This is a genomic window from Pseudoalteromonas sp. C8 (assembly GCF_011378685.1).
Classification (GTDB): Bacteria; Pseudomonadota; Gammaproteobacteria; order Enterobacterales; family Alteromonadaceae; genus Pseudoalteromonas; species Pseudoalteromonas arctica.
Genome location: NZ_WTKT01000008.1, coordinates 149,255 through 166,538 on the forward strand (window position 1 = coordinate 149,255; position 17,284 = coordinate 166,538).

At 39.1% G+C, this 17,284-nt stretch carries 14 protein-coding genes; 11 read left to right on the forward strand and 3 right to left on the reverse strand.

All coding sequences use genetic code 11. The features are described from left to right. The first annotated feature begins 66 nt into the window (after positions 1–66). Positions 67–2,862 (forward strand): bifunctional [glutamate--ammonia ligase]-adenylyl-L-tyrosine phosphorylase/[glutamate--ammonia-ligase] adenylyltransferase, encoded by a 2,796-nt coding sequence (gene glnE, locus GQR39_RS09910; protein ID WP_165735500.1) that lies wholly within the window; start codon positions 67–69, stop codon positions 2,860–2,862. Between the two features lie 62 nt (positions 2,863–2,924). On the opposite strand, the gene GQR39_RS09915 is transcribed toward glnE, so the two are convergent. The 3 genes from GQR39_RS09915 to tolC form a co-directional block, all read right to left on the reverse strand. Next, positions 2,925–3,497, reverse strand: coding sequence for a toxin co-regulated pilus biosynthesis Q family protein (locus tag GQR39_RS09915; RefSeq protein ID WP_101163672.1), 573 nt, complete (start codon positions 3,495–3,497; stop codon positions 2,925–2,927). Between the two features lie 41 nt (positions 3,498–3,538). Beyond that, the gene (gene lpxL, locus GQR39_RS09920) at positions 3,539–4,468 is read right to left on the reverse strand and encodes an LpxL/LpxP family Kdo(2)-lipid IV(A) lauroyl/palmitoleoyl acyltransferase (protein ID WP_024590685.1); all 930 of its coding nucleotides are present in this window, start codon (positions 4,466–4,468) and stop codon (positions 3,539–3,541) included. 109 nt (positions 4,469–4,577) lie between these two features. Then, positions 4,578–5,933: an outer membrane channel protein TolC gene (gene tolC / locus GQR39_RS09925; RefSeq protein WP_165735501.1), complete on the reverse strand. Its 1,356-nt coding sequence runs from the start codon at positions 5,931–5,933 to the stop codon at positions 4,578–4,580. A gap of 151 nt (positions 5,934–6,084) precedes the next feature. Here tolC and GQR39_RS09930 point away from each other — a divergent pair, with 151 nt between their 5' ends. The 10 genes from GQR39_RS09930 to GQR39_RS09975 all read left to right on the forward strand — a co-directional run bounded on the left by GQR39_RS09930 (position 6,085) and on the right by GQR39_RS09975 (position 17,236). Continuing rightward, positions 6,085–6,711, forward strand: coding sequence for an NUDIX domain-containing protein (locus GQR39_RS09930; RefSeq protein WP_165735502.1), 627 nt, complete (start codon positions 6,085–6,087; stop codon positions 6,709–6,711). A gap of 26 nt (positions 6,712–6,737) precedes the next feature. Continuing rightward, positions 6,738–7,196, forward strand: coding sequence for a DUF1249 domain-containing protein (locus tag GQR39_RS09935; RefSeq protein ID WP_007585381.1), 459 nt, complete (start codon positions 6,738–6,740; stop codon positions 7,194–7,196). Continuing rightward, positions 7,183–7,968, forward strand: coding sequence for a metallophosphoesterase (locus GQR39_RS09940; protein ID WP_007585379.1), 786 nt, complete (start codon positions 7,183–7,185; stop codon positions 7,966–7,968). Before GQR39_RS09935 ends, GQR39_RS09940 begins: the two co-directional genes overlap by 14 nt. After that, positions 7,953–8,513, forward strand: coding sequence for a YqiA/YcfP family alpha/beta fold hydrolase (locus GQR39_RS09945; protein WP_007585377.1), 561 nt, complete (start codon positions 7,953–7,955; stop codon positions 8,511–8,513). The genes GQR39_RS09940 and GQR39_RS09945 overlap by 16 nt, the downstream gene beginning before the upstream one ends. A gap of 108 nt (positions 8,514–8,621) precedes the next feature. Continuing rightward, on the forward strand, positions 8,622–10,511 hold the full coding sequence (parE, locus tag GQR39_RS09950) for a DNA topoisomerase IV subunit B (RefSeq protein WP_024590690.1): 1,890 nt from the start codon (positions 8,622–8,624) through the stop codon (positions 10,509–10,511). 29 nt (positions 10,512–10,540) lie between these two features. Then, positions 10,541–11,635, forward strand: coding sequence for a PQQ-dependent sugar dehydrogenase (locus GQR39_RS09955; RefSeq protein WP_010553286.1), 1,095 nt, complete (start codon positions 10,541–10,543; stop codon positions 11,633–11,635). Positions 11,636–11,645: 10 nt separating this feature from the next. Continuing rightward, the gene (gene parC, locus GQR39_RS09960; protein WP_165735503.1) at positions 11,646–13,940 is read left to right on the forward strand and encodes a DNA topoisomerase IV subunit A; all 2,295 of its coding nucleotides are present in this window, start codon (positions 11,646–11,648) and stop codon (positions 13,938–13,940) included. Between the two features lie 162 nt (positions 13,941–14,102). Then, on the forward strand, positions 14,103–14,816 hold the full coding sequence (locus GQR39_RS09965) for a 1-acylglycerol-3-phosphate O-acyltransferase (protein WP_024590693.1): 714 nt from the start codon (positions 14,103–14,105) through the stop codon (positions 14,814–14,816). After that, complete coding sequence (gene rraB / locus GQR39_RS09970; protein ID WP_007585369.1) at positions 14,816–15,151, forward strand: ribonuclease E inhibitor RraB; 336 nt, start codon at positions 14,816–14,818, stop codon at positions 15,149–15,151. The genes GQR39_RS09965 and rraB overlap by 1 nt, the downstream gene beginning before the upstream one ends. A gap of 897 nt (positions 15,152–16,048) precedes the next feature. Beyond that, entirely contained in the window at positions 16,049–17,236 is a 1,188-nt protein-coding gene (locus tag GQR39_RS09975) for a polysaccharide lyase family 7 protein (protein ID WP_165735525.1), read from the forward strand. The last annotated feature ends 48 nt before the right edge of the window (positions 17,237–17,284 follow it).

A 17,284-nucleotide genomic window follows, 5' to 3' on the forward strand; every position in this document is an offset into this window, starting at 1 on the left:
TTAAGTTAACCTTTCTAGGTTTTAATCATTCTAGTACGGTTATTGATGATATAAAAGAGAGGATTGATGAGTAACGTAAAGCAACTTCCTATTCAATTACAAAAATTTGGCTTGATGCGCTTTGAACAGTTATACCCGCAGCAAAGTGAACAAAGTGAAGTTGTAAGGTTATTAGCATTAAGCGACTTTGCTTGGCGCAGTTTAGAATCACAACCTGATTTAAATACTTGGCTATTATGCAAAGACGAAATACAAAATAGAGCAATAGATTCTCCTTTTAAAAACCTTAACTTAGCTGACATTGATGAAGTGCAGTGCCATAAAGTACTTCGCCAATATCGTGAAAAGTACTGGCTCAAAGTCGCCTTTTTAGATTTATGCTGTAATAACCCCATTGCCGATAGTATTAATTACATAAGCCAACTGGCTGACATGCTAATAAATAGTGCTAACCAATGGGCGCATGCACAGGTGGCAAAAGTAAATGGTGAGCCGCTTGATGAGCAAAACCAAGCAATGCCATTAATGGTTTTAGGGATGGGGAAGCTCGGCGGGCAAGAGCTAAACTACTCCTCTGATATTGATCTCATTTTTGCATATCCGCGCAGCACAAAAACCCAAGGTGGCCGCAGAAGCCTTGAGGCCCAAGTATTTTATACCAAAGTTGCACAAAAGCTCATTGCATCACTTAACCAAGCCACCGGTGACGGGCAGGTATTTAGGGTTGATATGCGTCTACGCCCGTTTGGCGAAAGTGGCCCTTTGGTTATGAGCTTTAATGCCATTGAAGATTACTATCAAGAACAAGGTCGCGACTGGGAACGCTACGCGATGTTAAAAGGGCGCTTAATTGGCACGCCTAATAAATATTGGGATGAATTTATTAAGCTTTTAAAGCCGTTTGTTTATCGCCGGTATATTGATTTTTCGGTGATTGAATCTTTGCGTAAAATGAAGTTAATGATTGCACAAGAGGTTCGCCGTAAACGCTTAACTAATAATATAAAACTAGGCGCTGGTGGTATTCGTGAAGTTGAATTTATAGTGCAAGCCCTGCAAATGGTACGAGGTGGGCGAGAGGCTAATTTACAAACTCAATCATTACTTAAAGCATTAAATGAGCTGGCACTTAACCAAGTTATAGATGAGCAAGAAGCGAGCGAGCTTAAACGCAATTACCTTTATTTGCGAAAAGTTGAACAGTACTTACAAATATTTGACGATCAGCAAACGCAAACACTCCCCGATGATGAATTGAATCAGCAGCGCTTAAATTTATTATTAGAACAAGCTGATTTTTTTGCCACTTTAAGCACTATTGAAAAGGTAATGAAGCAAGTTAACGGTGAGTTTGCTCTCGTTATTGGTGAAGAAACCGCGCCACTAGATACCTGTGAAGGCGCATTTATTAGTGCTTGGGATCATGGTGATGTGAGCTTTTTAAAAGAGGCTAGAGATGAATGGCAAACACCCCTTAGCGATTTTAAATTAAGACTGTCTAAGGTAAACATAGGTAACCGAGGGCGTGAAACCCTTGATAAATTAATGCCTGTTTTATTGAGTCAGTTAAATGACTTCAATGCCAGCGCAGCTGCTTTTACAATGGTTTGCCAAATTTTTAATAAGATAATTTCACGTACTGCTTATTTAGAATTGCTGTACGAAAACCAAGGTGCATTAAAGCAACTTGTTTTACTGTGTTGTCATAGCAAATGGATAGGCGAGCATATTTCTCGCTACCCTATATTGCTGGATGAGCTAATAGATCCGGCTGTTCTTTATAAGCCGACACCATTAACCGCTTATAAAGATGAAATAAGACAGTATTTTTTACGAATAGAGCATGACGATTTAGAACTGCAAATGGAGTCGCTTAGGCAATTTAAGCAAACGCATCAATTACGAATTGCTGCTGCTGATGCAACCGGTGTTCTTGATGTAATGAAAGTAAGCGATCACTTAACCGTACTGGCCGAAGCGATTGTTGATCAAGCTGTTAATATTGCATGGCATAACACCGTTAAGCGTTTTGGTATGCCCCCTGGCACTGATGATGAAAACAAAGGTTTTGCTGTTATTGCATATGGTAAAACAGGCGGCTTAGAAGTAGGGTACGACTCAGATTTAGATTTGGTGTTTGTACATAATCATGATGGCTCAAGCCAAACCAATGGTGAAAAACCGATAGATTCTCGCCAGTTTTATTTAAAACTCGCTCAGCGCTTAATGCATTTATTTAATACTCGTACTGCATCGGGTATTTTGTATGAGCTTGATACGCGATTACGCCCTGAAGGTGCATCAGGTTTACTTGCTATCAATCTAGAGAGTTTTAATCACTATCAGCAAACTCAAGCATGGACGTGGGAACATCAAGCACTTGTGCGGGCTCGGTTAATTTTGGGCCAAGACGATCTTATAGAGCGTTTTTCACAAATTCGTAAAAATATACTTTGCCAACAGCGCGATGACACCGTGTTAAAAGCCGATGTAATAAAAATGCGCGAAAAAATGCGCGACCATCTAGCGAAGGGAAATACTGAGCAATTTGACTTAAAACAAGATGTTGGTGGTATGGCTGATATTGAGTTTATTACGCAATATTTAGTACTTAAACACGCTAATGAATTTGAGCAGCTTACCGTTTACTCAGATAACGTAAGAATATTAACGGATGCAGCAAATATAGGCTGTATTACTAAAGAGCAAAAACAGCAGTTGATCAAAGCGTATATTGATTATCGCTCGTGTTATCACGTGCTGAGCTTGGATCAAAAAGGCAAATTGATCTCGCGAGAAGCTTTTTTACAAGATATTACTAACGTAACGAATATTTGGAATAGTATTTTTGAATTGAATTGAATTGAATTGAATTGAATTGTAAAACCCAAGCGCTTGCTTGGGTTTTTTGTACGTGTAAACCCTTAAACCTTTAGCTTTAAACAGTTTGTTCGCACAAATTCTGATGGTAACTCTGTAATAACAGCTGCTCTTTGTTTGTGGCAAAAGTAAGTGTAAACCTCATGCTCAAAGTCGTCATTTATAGCACGACCAATTTGATAAAGTGCTGAAGTAAAGTTGCTGTCTACTCTAAAATGATCTTTAACTACGTAGTCTTTACTTAAATACCAGTAAAGCTCAATACCTTCATTTTTAGCATATTGATAGAGTACGTCTTTAAGTGTTGTGCCATTTTCAAAGCGTCTAGGTTCAACTTCTCCAGTCCAAGTGGTCGGCATTGGATCAACTGTTCGCGCACGTTCCGCTAATACTCTATCTAAGGTCTGTTCTGGTGTTTTAAGTTTTAAAACAAATTGATCTCGTTCTTTATTACTTTTTACTTGGTTACGAATAGAGGAGTAAAAACGTGATAATCCTTCGGCAGCTGCATTTTTAGATTTTTTAATATCAAATAAAGAACCATCACTCAACAAAAAGTATACGGCGAGTGCTATTAGTACAGCTGCAAATGATAAATGCCTAATCCAAAACCACATGATTATTACCCACCTTATTTGTTCCTATTATTGTTATACCATTACTTTTTATAAAAAGAAGGGGTATTTTTATCAGGTCGAGTTTTAAAACGACGGTGTAGCCACATATATTGTTCGGGTGCGGCATTAACAGATTGTTCCATGCGTTGATTTACACGTGTTACATCAGCCTTATTATCACCACTGGGGAAGTTTTCAAGCTCTGGCAGTATTTCTAAGTGATATTTACCATTTTCATCACGGCGAGTTATTAAACTCATTGTTTCGCAGTTTTTACTGCCTGCAAACATAAGAGTACCCGTTGTAGTTGCAGCGTCAGGTACTGCGTAAAATGGGACAAATTCACAGCGGTTACGACCGTAATCTTGATCGGGTAAGTAATAACATACCTTTTTATTTTTTAATGCTTTTAGTAAACCTTTTACATCTTTTCGACCGATTAAATATTCGTTAGAGCGAAGGCGCCCATTAGTCGTAAAGTATTCCATTAGTGGGTTGTTATGAGGGCGATAAAAGCCAACACCCTGACACTCTAAGCCCATAATACGGCTAGCCATTTCAAGATGCAGAATATGAGGTACAAGCAATAAAACACCTTTACCAGACGCTTGTACGCGTTCAAAGTGCTCAAGCCCTTTAAAAGACCCTAATGCTTTTTGTGCTCGCCACTGTGGCCACCACCAAGCCATGCCAGTCTCAACCATTGCAATACCGGTGTTTTCCATATTTTTGAGCACAAGATCTTTTTGATCTGCTGCGCTCATATCAGGAAAACACAGCTTAATATTTACTTCTGCAATATGGCGACGGCGCTTCATAAATTTATGAACTAAGCGACCAAGCTGTTTACCCATTGCCAATTGTAGTTTTTGCGGTAACCAAGAAATTAAATATAAAAATAGAACGCCAATCCACGTTAACCAGTATCGAGGGCCCAAAAAAGATGCTTTAAAAGGAGATGAGGTGACCACAAAAATATCTCTGAGAATAAAAACGATAGTTTAACGCTAAGCGCTGTAAAATACAAAAAGCCAGCATTTAGCTGGCTTCCAATGTTTTTAACTACATGAATCATGCGATTTAAGCGGCTTTTAAACCTTGGTTTATAGCAACTAAATCTTCACTTGTTAATGTACCCGCAGCTTGTTTTAGGCGAAGGGTAGATAACACATAACGGTAACGTACATCAGCAAGGTTACGCTTTGCATCGTATAAATTTTGCGTACTTACTAGTACGTCAACAATGGTACGAGTACCTACTTCAAAACCAGCTTCAGTTGCTTTAAGCGCACTTTGAGCTGAAACAACGGCTTGCTCTAGCGCTTTGTAAGTAGCAATGTCTGATACAACTTGGTTATAAGATGTAATCACTGTGCGAGTTACTGCGCGGTAATTTGTTTCATAGTCTTGGCTCGCACCTACGTAAAACGCACGGGCCTGATTTGTTGCAGCAACTGTTGCACCACCTGAATATAAAGGTACGCTAAAGTTAAGCCCTACAGAGCTTGAGTCTGAACGTGGCTGATCATCAAAGTTAGCGCCATTTATTTGATTGTCTGTAAGAGAATCGCCATAACTAGCACTTAGGGTTAGCTTTGGATAATGACCCGCTTTTGCTAATTCAATTTGATCTTTTGCAATATCAACCGTTACTTTAGACACTTGTAGGTTTATATTTTTATCTTCAGCTACTTTAACAAAGTCGCTTGAGCGCTTAGTTGGTTTAGTTGTTGAGAAAGTATCTGTATTTAAAAAGTCTAATTTTTCGTGATATTTACCTGTAATCTCACGAAGTTGCTCACGTGCTGTTTCTACAGCATTACCTGCAATAATTTCTTGAGCTACAGAGTTATCAAACTGAGCTTGCGCTTCGTGTACGTCAGTAATTGCTGTTAAGCCTACCGCATAACGTTGTTTTGTTTGCTCAAGTTGACGTTCAATTGCACGTTTTTCAGCTTCAACAAATTCAAGGTTATCGCTTGCACTTAATACGTTAAAATAACCTTCAGCAACGCGTACAATTAAGTTTTGTTTAGCTGCATCGTATAGGCCGCTTGCTTGAAGCGCTTGCTTGTCGGCAATATCTAACGTATTCCAGGCACCTAAATCAAATAATGTTTGGCTTAAGCTCACACCGCGAGAGAATTGGTCTGTATCACTTTCAACTTTTACTTGGTTAGATAAGTCGCCAACGCTTTGGTACGACGTTGCATCGCTTTTTGTATAACCCATAGTTAAACCAATTTGAGGTAACAGTGCACTCATCGCCAAATCGCTTTGGTAAGACTGCGCATCGGCTTGGGCTTTTGCTTTTAAAACAGTAGGATCGTTAGCTGTCGCTATTTCAAAAACTTGTAGTAAATCTTCAGCTTTCACTGCTGTTGCACCTAATGCGCATGATAAACTAACTAGCGCCGCAAGAATGTTCTTTTTCATGTGGGGTTCGGTCCTTAGACAATTTTTGTACTAAAAGCATGTTAACCTGTTTTACCGCATAACAAAAAAAATAATTAGTAAAACAGTATGTTCAAGTGTAACAGAATATATTAACGCATTTTAAAGCTTTAGATAAGTAGGAGGTATGTACGTGGTTGATAAAAAGCTCGTTCAATTTACACATAAAGATGTGAATTTAAAGCCAATAAAAAACCTTTATAAAGGTTTTTTTCAGGTTGATTTATACCAGTTTGAACATGCTCTTTTTGCGGGTGGAAAATCTAAATTAATTAGTCGAGAAATATTAGAACGTGGCGATGCAATTGCAGTACTCCCTTACGATCCAATATCAGATACTGTTCTTTTAATTGAGCAAATACGTGTTGGCGCTATTAAAAGCAAGCATTCGCCTTGGCTGCTAGAGTGTATAGCCGGAATGACAGACGGCAGTACGGATTACGAATCAGTTGTAAAAAAAGAAGCGTATGAAGAAGCTGGGCTTGAATTAACTGAACTTGAATTTATGCTTTCATACCTATCAAGCCCTGGTGGTACAACTGAGCGCTTGCATTTGTATTTAGCGCGTACTGACTTAAGCCAAGTGAAATCAGGTGTATATGGTCTTGAAACTGAAGGCGAGGATATAAAAACTCACATTCTATCAGTTGATGATGCGCTAATGCGCCTCAATAACGGTGAAATGGATAATGCGGCAACGGTTATTTGTATGCAGTGGCTTGCGCTTAATCGTGAAAAAATGGCAAGTAAATGGGCATAAACTCTTACTAATATTATGGTGGTACTTTGACAGCACAATTAGCAACAAAGCGATATATTCAGAGCCTCCCAAAGTATTTAACACTTTGTGAGCATAACTATGTGCGACTATTAAAGTTGTTACCGAGCGAGCGCAATATAGGAAGCATTCGTGAAGTTAAACTTGGCAACAGTGAGTTTGCTACAAAAATTGATGGCAGCGCTAAATACACTATGGATATTTCAATTAAGCAGCTAACAGGAATGGTTAAAGGGATTACGCCGCTGTATTTAACGGTACGCATGTATCACGATGCCAAAGTGGCTGAAATTGTTCACCACGATTACCATCAACGCATAAAACCATCTTATGGATACCCTAACCCTAAAATGCATCAAAAAGATGAAAAGTATCAACTTAATGCTTTTTTATACGACTGGTTAGTGGCCTGTGTAGAGCACGGGCAAGCAACATTAAATTGGGATGTAAATAATGGCTTGGTTTGATGATACATATACATTTGATAAATCATCTTTGTGCATTGCGCATATTACTGACAGCCATTTATTTGCAGACAAAAGCGGTGAGTACTTTACTGTAAATACCGCAGATCATTTTGAACAAGCCTTGGCACACATAGCAAAACAATCAATAGACTGCATTATTTTTGGTGGCGATTTAACACAAGATCATAGTTTTGAATCGTACTTATTATTTAGTGAACTTATAAATGCCAGTGACATTACTTGTCCTGTATTTTGGGTGCCAGGTAATCATGATGAATTAGCAATGCTTAATCGCATAAGTGGTGGGCAAATAAATTCGGCTAAACATATTATTGCTAATGGGATTGAGCTACTTCTTATTAATTCTAAAGGGCCCACGCCCGCAGGATGGGTTACTGGCACGCATTTAGATGAAGTAACGGACGCTTTAGTCAACTCGAATAATAGTAAAGTTATATTTTGTCATCATAATCCGCTGCCAATAAACGGCTACCTTGATAAACACTTATTAGAAAATGGCCCACAGCTTTTAAATATCTTAGTTAATAGTAATAATGTATCTGCGCTTTTTCATGGGCATGTGCACAATGATTACGAACAAAGTTTTAGAGGGCTGCCCATATATGCGACCCCAGCCAGCTCAATACAGTTTGTAAAGCACACTTCACAGTGGGAGCAAAAAAATGCGGGACCAGCTTACAGAACGCTAAATATAAAGAGTAAAAAAGATAAAGTAGAAGTAAAAACGGAAGTAGTATGGCTAAACGCGTAATTTATATTCATGGCTTTAATAGTTCACAAAAATCATATAAAGCTGTGCGCTTTGGTGAGCTTATGGCAAACTATGACGTTGATTATTGTGTACCGAACTTAAACCACGAGCCCCTACAAGCTATAATTGAGCTTGAACAATTACTAACGCCAAATACCGTTTTATTAGGTAGCTCGTTAGGTGGTTTTTTTGCCACGTATTTATCGCAGCGTTATCAAATTCCTGCAGTGGTTATTAATCCCGCGGTCGCACCCTATAATTTATTACAGTCGTTACTTGGACCTAATTATAATCCGTATCAAGATTATCATTACGATTTAAATAACAGTCATATTGAGGCACTTAAATTACTCGCTGTAGATAAATTAGCATACCCTGAGTTACTGTACTTATTACAGCAAACAGGCGATGAAGTGTTGAACTTTCAACACGCAGTAAAATATTATTCGCAATGCAAGCAATTGATAGAATTTGGTGGCGATCATAGCTACGTTGAATTTGAACGCACCTTTGCAAGTATTGTAGATTTTCTTAAAATCACGTAAAACTAGTTAGCCTGAACTGAGGTTAGTTACTATATTAACGCTTTAGCGCATATAACAATAAAACTAGTAAAACGTATTAGAGCCTTAGCGGATATAAAGACAAAAACTATGAGTGATCAAAATTATAACGCCGAAGCCATTGAAGTACTTAATGGATTAGATCCGGTAAAACGACGCCCAGGGATGTACACAGATACAACACGTCCCAATCATTTAGGCCAAGAGGTTATCGATAACAGTGTCGATGAAGCTATGGCTGGTCATGCTACTCGTATCGACGTAATACTCCACGAAGATAACTCGCTTGAAGTAAGTGATGACGGGCGTGGTATGCCTATTGATATTCACCCAGAAGAAGGTATCCCTGGGGTTGAATTGATCTTCACTAAATTACACGCCGGTGGTAAGTTTTCTAATAAAAACTATCAATTTTCGGGTGGTTTACACGGTGTAGGTATTTCGGTAGTAAATGCGTTATCTACGCGTGTAGAAGTAACAGTAAGGCGCGACGCTCAACAATACAGAATGGCATTTGAAAGCGGCGATAAAGTAGAAGACTTAAACGTAATTGGTACAGTCGGTAAACGTAACACCGGCACTACGGTTCGTTTTTGGGCTGATGTTAGCTACTTTGATTCACCAAACTACTCAATTACTAAACTTAATCATTTATTAAAAGCCAAAGCCGTTTTGTGTCCAGGGCTGCGAATTAAGTTTGTTAATAAGCAAACAAAAGAAACCCAAGAATGGTTTTACGAAACAGGCTTAAAAGACTATTTAGTTGAAGCAATTAAAGGTTTTGAAACATTACCGCAAGACCCGTTTGTTGGCGAATTTAAAAGTTCAATTGAAGGCGCTGATTGGGCTGTTGTATGGCTACCAGAAGGTGGTGAATCAATAGCCGAAAGCTACGTAAACCTTATTCCTACCGCGCAAGGTGGTACGCATGTAAATGGTTTACGCCAAGGCTTGCTTGAAGCAATGCGTGAATTTTGTGAGTTTAGAAACTTACTCCCTCGTGGTGTGAAATTAACTCCTGATGACATTTGGGATCGTTGTAGCTACGTGTTGTCGGTCAAAATGCAAGACCCTCAATTTGCCGGTCAAACAAAAGAAAAACTATCATCACGCTCGTGTTCTGCGTTTGTATCGGGGGTTGTAAAAGACTCGTTTAGTTTATGGTTAAATGAACATACAGATACCGCAGAGTTATTAGCTGAGTTATGTATTTCAAATGCACAAACTCGCTTGCGTGCAGCTAAAAAAGTAGTGCGTAAGCGTGTTACTGCAGGTCCTGCCTTACCGGGTAAACTTACCGATTGTAGCGCGGCCGATAACGACCGTACCGAATTGTTTTTAGTGGAAGGTGATTCTGCTGGTGGCTCTGCTAAACAAGCAAGAGACCGTGAATTTCAGGCTATCATGCCGCTACGTGGTAAAATTTTGAATACCTGGGAAGTTGAGTCAGGCCAAATACTAGCATCACAAGAAGTACACGATATTTCAGTGGCGCTGGGTATTGATCCAGAATCAACCGATATGTCGGCATTACGCTACAATAAAATTTGTATATTAGCCGATGCTGACTCGGATGGACTACACATCGCAACACTATTATGTGCACTGTTTGTTCGCCATTTCCCTGAGTTAGTAAAAACAGGGCATGTGTATGTAGCAATGCCGCCATTATTTAGAATCGATATTGGTAAAGAAGTTTATTACGCACTTGATGAGCAAGAAAAAACCGCTATTTTGGCGCGCATAGAAGCCGAGAAAAAACGCGGAAAAGTAAACGTACAACGATTCAAAGGTCTGGGTGAAATGAACCCGTTACAACTGCGTGAAACCACGATGGATCCAAATACACGACGTTTAGTGCAGCTTACGCTTGATGAAGAAGTAGAAACCATGGAAATGATGGATATGTTGCTTGCTAAGAAACGATCGCCTGATCGTCGTCAATGGTTAGAAGATCATGGTAACAAGGCACTCGTTTAATTACCTGTGCTTAACACTAGGAGAGGCGAATGAAAAAACTACTAGGAAGTTTGCTGTTACTTGGGCTGACTACCGCTCCTGTAATGGCGAAAAATATACTCGATAAGCTCACCGTAGCACCGGGATTTGAAATAAGCTTATTTGCAAATGATGTAGAAAATGCACGTCAAATAGCTGTTTCAAAAAAAGGTATTGTGTATGTTGGCTCTCGTAAAGCGGGCAACGTATATGCGCTTATTGATCATAATAGTGATGGCGTAGCAGATAAAAAAATTGTTGTGGCTAAAGGCCTAAATATGCCCTCTGGCATAGCAATTAAAGATGGCGATTTATACGTAGGCGAAGTACATCGTATTATTCGCTTTAAAAATATTGATACCCAATTAAAAGATCCAAAATTTGATGTGGTTTATGACGCATTACCGAGCGAGCGTCATCATGGTTGGAAATTTTTACGTTTTGCACCAACGGGCGAGCTAATCATTCCGGTGGGTGTACCGTGTAATATTTGTGCTGAGGATGAACGTTTTGGCCGTATTTTTGCGCTTAATGTAGAAACAAAACAAATAAAAACAATAGCCAAGGGCGTTAGAAACACCGTCGGTTTTGATTTTCATCCAGCTACTCAAGCTTTATGGTTTAGTGATAACGGTCGCGACATGATGGGCGATGATATTCCGCCTGATGAGTTAAACCGTGCAACGCAAGAAGGTGAGCATTTTGGTTTTCCGTATGTTCATGCCGGCGCAATTATTGACCCTGAGTTTGGGGAAGGTAAAAATATTGCCGATTACACGTCGCCAGCTCTTGCACTTGCTGCGCATGTAGCGCCACTGGGTATTCATTTTTATAACGGTAAGCAATTTCCAGCAAGCTATAAGCAACAATTATTTGTTGCTGAACATGGCTCATGGAACCGTTCTAAAAAGTCAGGTTATAAAGTAGGGCTAGCAACAATTGAAGTAGGTCGCGTAACTAAATATACGCCATTTATTACTGGCTTTATGAAAGACGAAACAACATTTGGACGCCCTGTTGCATTTGCAGAATTAGGTGACGGCAGTCTGTTAGTAAGCGATGATTACGCCAATGTAATCTACCGTGTAAGCTATAAGAAAAACTAGGTAAGCTTTAATGAGTGATACAGATACCTTGCTAATGCAAGGAATTGAGCAACAAACAATGGGGCGTTTTACCGAAGACGCCTATTTAAATTATTCCATGTACGTGATCATGGACCGCGCCTTACCGCATGTAGGTGATGGTTTAAAACCAGTACAGCGTCGTATTATTTATGCGATGAGCGAACTGGGTTTGTCGGCTAACGCTAAGTACAAAAAATCAGCCCGTACAGTGGGTGACGTGCTTGGTAAGTACCATCCACACGGCGACAGTGCATGTTACGAAGCGATGGTGTTAATGGCGCAGCCGTTTTCTTACCGCTACCCTTTGGTGGATGGACAAGGAAACTGGGGCGCGGCAGATGACCCTAAATCGTTTGCAGCAATGCGCTATACCGAAGCGCGTTTATCTAAGTTTTCAGAAGTACTATTAAAAGAGCTTGGCCAAGGCACCGTAGATTGGACACCAAACTTTGATGGCACGATGGACGAACCTGTTGTACTGCCTTCTCGTTTACCGCATATTTTACTAAACGGTATAACGGGTATTGCCGTAGGTATGGCAACCGATATTCCGCCACATAACGTACGTGAAGTGGCTAGTGCATGTTGTTTATTACTTGATAAACCAAAAACAGAGCTTGAAGAATTACTTGAGCTTGTACATGCACCAGATTACCCAACAGATGCTGAAATAATTACCCCAAAAGCCGATATTCATAAAATATATAAAACCGGTCGTGGGTCTATCAAAATGCGTGCGGTTTATACCGAAGAGCATGGTGATATTGTTATTACAGCGCTGCCGCATCAATGTTCTGGTGGTAAAGTACTTGAGCAAATTGCAGCGCAAATGAACGCTAAAAAATTACCAATGATTGCCGATTTACGTGACGAGTCAGATCACGAAAATCCAACGCGCATTGTAATTATTCCGCGCTCAAACCGCATTAAAGCTGAGCCATTAATGGCGCATTTATTTGCAACCACCGATCTTGAAAAAAATTACCGAGTAAACTTAAACATGCTAGGCCTAGATGGCCGCCCGCAAGTTAAAGACTTACGCTGTATTTTAAGTGAGTGGCTAATATTTAGACGCGAAACAGTGCGTCGTCGTTTGCAGTATCGTTTAGATAAAGTATTAGCACGTCTACATATTTTAGAGGGTTTGCTAGCCGCCTTTTTAAATATTGATGAAGTAATTGAAATCATCCGCAGCGAAGATAAACCAAAGCCTGTATTAATGGAGCGCTTTGATTTAACTGATACGCAAGCAGAAGCAATTTTAGAATTAAAACTTCGTCATTTAGCAAAACTTGAAGAGTTTAAAATTCGTGGTGAGCAAGACGAACTGGCTAAAGAGCGTGATAAATTAGCGCAAATTTTGGGCTCAGAACGTCGTATGTCGACACTGCTTAAAAAAGAAATTCAAGAAGCCGCTGAAATGTACGGTGACGATCGTCGCTCGCCAGTGATTGAGCGCTCAGAAGCGAAAGCACTTAACGAAAAAGATTTAATTCCGTCAGAGTCAGTTACTGTTGTGCTATCAGACAAAGGCTGGGCACGCGTTGGTAAAGGTCATGACTTAGATGTACAAGGCTTAAATTATCGCTCAGGTGACTGCTTTAGAGCCTCTGCTCGTGGTAAGAGTAATCAACCTGCGGTATTTTTAGATTCAGCAGGGCGGGCGTTTGCAACTGATGCGCACAGTCTACCTTCGGCGCGTAGCCAAGGGGAGCCAATGACAGGTCGTTTTAACTTAACACCAGGCGCTAATTTTGAGCACGTGGTAATGAGTGAAGACGAGCAAGTATTGCTTATGGCGTCAGATGCAGGTTACGGCTTTATTACCGACTTTAAAGACTTAGTTAGTAAAAATAAAAACGGTAAAGCGCTGGTAAGTGTCCCTAAAGGTGGAATATTACTTTCTCCTATTAGAGTGAACGATGTTGCTAGCGATTACTGTATGGCTATTTCTAACGAAGGTCGAATGCTTTTATTCCCGCTGCGAGACTTACCAAAGTTAGGCAAAGGTAAAGGTAATAAAATCATCTCTATACCAGGTGCTAAAGTACAAGCCCGTGAAGAGTTTGTAAAAGTGCTTGCTGTTGTACCACTAGGAAGCAGTGTTACGCTTCATGCTGGTAAGCGTAAACTAACACTTAAACCAAGTGATTTAGAGCATTATCATGGTGAGCGAGGACGTAGGGGTAATAAACTACCGCGTGGCTTACAGCGTGTTGACGAAGCCGTTGTTGAGCTAACTCCTCAAGATGATGAACCAATAGACGTTATTAGCGAAGAGTAGCCAATTACTTTTTTGTATAAATAAAAACGGTCTGCATTTGCAGGCCGTTTTTGTTTTAAAATAAAGAGCTTAAATATTTCAGCGTACACTTGTGCGCTATTGACTCGTTTGTGTCACAAAATAACGCTATAATAATTATAATTCATTTTTGGAGAAGCCCATTTGCTAGCTGTTATACGCGTTTTTATTATGCTGCTGTTTATATTATTCAGTTGTATTTTTGGTTTATTACTTTCGATTGTAAGACCATTTCACCCTAATAATGTACATATTATAGCGGGTTGGTTTGGCTCAATGGCTAAAATGGTTGGCGTTAAGCTAGTTCTAACACGTCATAAAGATGCCGTTGATCCTGGTCCTGCAGTTTATGTTGCTAATCATCAAAATAGCTACGACTTATTTACAGTGCCAGCAATGGTGCCAAAAAACTGCGTAAGTTTGGGTAAAAAGAGCTTAAAGTGGATCCCATTTTTTGGTCAGCTTTATTGGTTGTCGGGTAATATATTAATAGACAGATCGAATCGCTCTAAAGCGGCAGGAACTATCTCAAAAGCAGCCGAAAAAATTAAAAATAATGGCTTATCTGTATGGATGTTTCCAGAAGGCACACGAAGCTATGGAAGAGGGTTACTACCATTCAAAACGGGTGCATTTCACACCGCAATGAGCGCAGATGTACCCATAATTCCGGTATGTATGAATACAACACATAAAACCATTAAGCTAAATCGTTGGGATAATGGTACAATTCACATCGAAATGTTAGCGCCTATACCGCTTGATAAAGAAATTAGCGCGCGTGAGCATGCTAAAAGCGTGCATAGCATTATGGCTGCTAAAATAACTGAATTAGATGCTCAAGTGAGAGAAAAATAATGGAAAACTGGCGTGAAATAAGTGAAGACATCGTAAGTTCACTACTTGAAGATGGGTCAGACCCTGAAATACTTTATGAAGTAGAGCACCACTTTGTGTGTGAAGACTTTCCTAAGTTAGAGCAAGCTGCACTTGCTGCTTTTAAATTGGGTTACGATGTTGAAGAACCAGCAGAGCTTGAGCTTGAAGACGGTAACAAAATTTGGAGCTTTGACATTGTAGTTGAAGCTGAGCTAGACGTAGACGTTATTATGGAAGACGTTGATAAGCTAGCGCAACTAGCCGTTGAGTGCGAAGTTGAGTACGATGGTTGGGGTACTTACTTTCAAGAGTAATGTAATTAACGAGTGTTTAGATTAACTAGTTTAAAAGCGAGTGCTGTAGAAGCACTCGCTTTTTTATGCCTATAACTAGGGCATGTTTATTTTCGAGGTTATACCAATCCGTAATAATACTTAATCATTTTACGGGGCTAAACGTGTCGCTACCTGCGTTAAAAAATTCTCATTTAGAACAACTAAATAGCGATTTTTTTACCTAGCTATCAACACGTTTTTCCAGCCTTAAAATAGATCACTTAATTAAACGAATTGGTATTAAATAAATATACTGCTACAAATTCAACCACCAAAGGTCAACATGGACTAGCTAGAGACTAATAAATCTAAATATTTAGGGCTTTAATATGCTAGTAAATGTGTTGATTAAAGCTCCATTTAATTAATTATTCGTACTAAATCTATTTTCAAATCAAGCTGTGTTAGTGCCTTACTGGTATGACTAGTTTTTCTCAGTTACAATTTAATCAAAATTTAATTCGGTTTATTCATAAAGCATTAAGCTATAAATAAAAATTGGTAATAGACCATTTTATTTTAATTACTACTATTTTCTGAAATTTACAAATAAGAACATTCGTTTTTTTAAATTGGTTTATTTTTAACTTGTTGTTATTAATTGATTAATTTTTATTTTATTATTATTTTTAGAACGTTTAGCTGATTTCATGGTAACAATTCACTTGTTGACATATTGGATACAAAAAATATAGCCTTGCCTTACCGGTTTGGTGATGTTTTGGTAATACCAATTTGAGTTATTTTAATTTATTTTGATATTACCAATTTTTTGAATTGAAAGTCTGTTTACATGATGCAAGCTCAAGCTAAGTTTGGTATTTAGTACTAAGTTAGCTGTTAGGTTATTTATACAGATTTAAAGGAATAAAAATGATGGTTAAATATAAAAAGTTACTTATTTGTTCTGCAATTGCTGCGAGTACTTCTTTTGCGCATGCTGCCACGATTGATAATTCTGGTTTTGAAGATGGTTGGAGTAACTGGAATGAAACAGAGCCCGCAGCACTATCTTCAGATTCGTATAAAGGCTCTAAATCATTAAAAATTCAAGGTAGCCCAGGGCGTGTTTACCAAAATGTAGATGTAGATCGAAATACTCAGTACACGTTAAGTGCGTACGTACTTGGCAAGGGACAAATCGGCATTAACGATCTTAATGGTTTGTTTAAAAGTGAGAAATTTAACGTTTCTTCGTGGACAAAAGTATCTAAAACTTTCACCACAGCTAATACAGGTTCGCTACAAGTATTTGCTAAGCATGATAAGAGCTCAAGCGATGTTCGTTTTGATGACTTTTCGTTAACTAAGGGTAGTTCTTCTGGCGGCGGAGACACAGGTGGTGGTGATACTGGCGGTGGCGACACTGGTAGTGGCTCAGGTATAGCAAGCAACATCACCAACGGTAGTATTTTTGACCTTGAAGGTAACGATCCTCATCCATTAGTAAATAGCGACACTTTAGAGTTTGTTCCTCTAGAAGCGCGTCATATCACTCCAAACGGGAATGGCTGGCGTCATGAATATAAAGTAAAAGAAAGTGCACGTGTTGCAATGACCGAAACCTATGAGGTTTTTGAGGCAACTGTAAAAGTTGAAATGTCAGATGGTGGTAAAACGATTATTTCTCAGCACCATGCTAGCGATACGGGTACGATTTCAAAAGTATATGTTTCAGATACTGATGAATCAGGTTTTGATGATAGCATAGCAGGTAACGGGATTTTTGACGTTTATGTTCGCCTGCGTAACACCAGTGGTAAAGAAGAAAAACATGCACTAGGTACTATCAGAAGTGGTGGTTCATTCAATCTAAAAGTAGTTAATAATTACGGTGATGTAGATGTGACTGCATTAGGTACTACCTTTGGTATTCCGGTAGAAGATGATTCAGAATCTTACTTTAAGTTTGGTAATTATTTACAATCACAAGACCCATATACACTAGATGAGTGTGGCGAGTCAGGAAACTCAGATTCATTTAAAGAGTGCTTTAAAGATTTAGGAATTACAAAAGCTAAAGTAACAATGACTGACGTTAGTTATACGCGTAAAACTAACTAATTATTTAGTAGTTTAGAAAGCCACTCAGTTTAAAACTGAGTGGCTTTT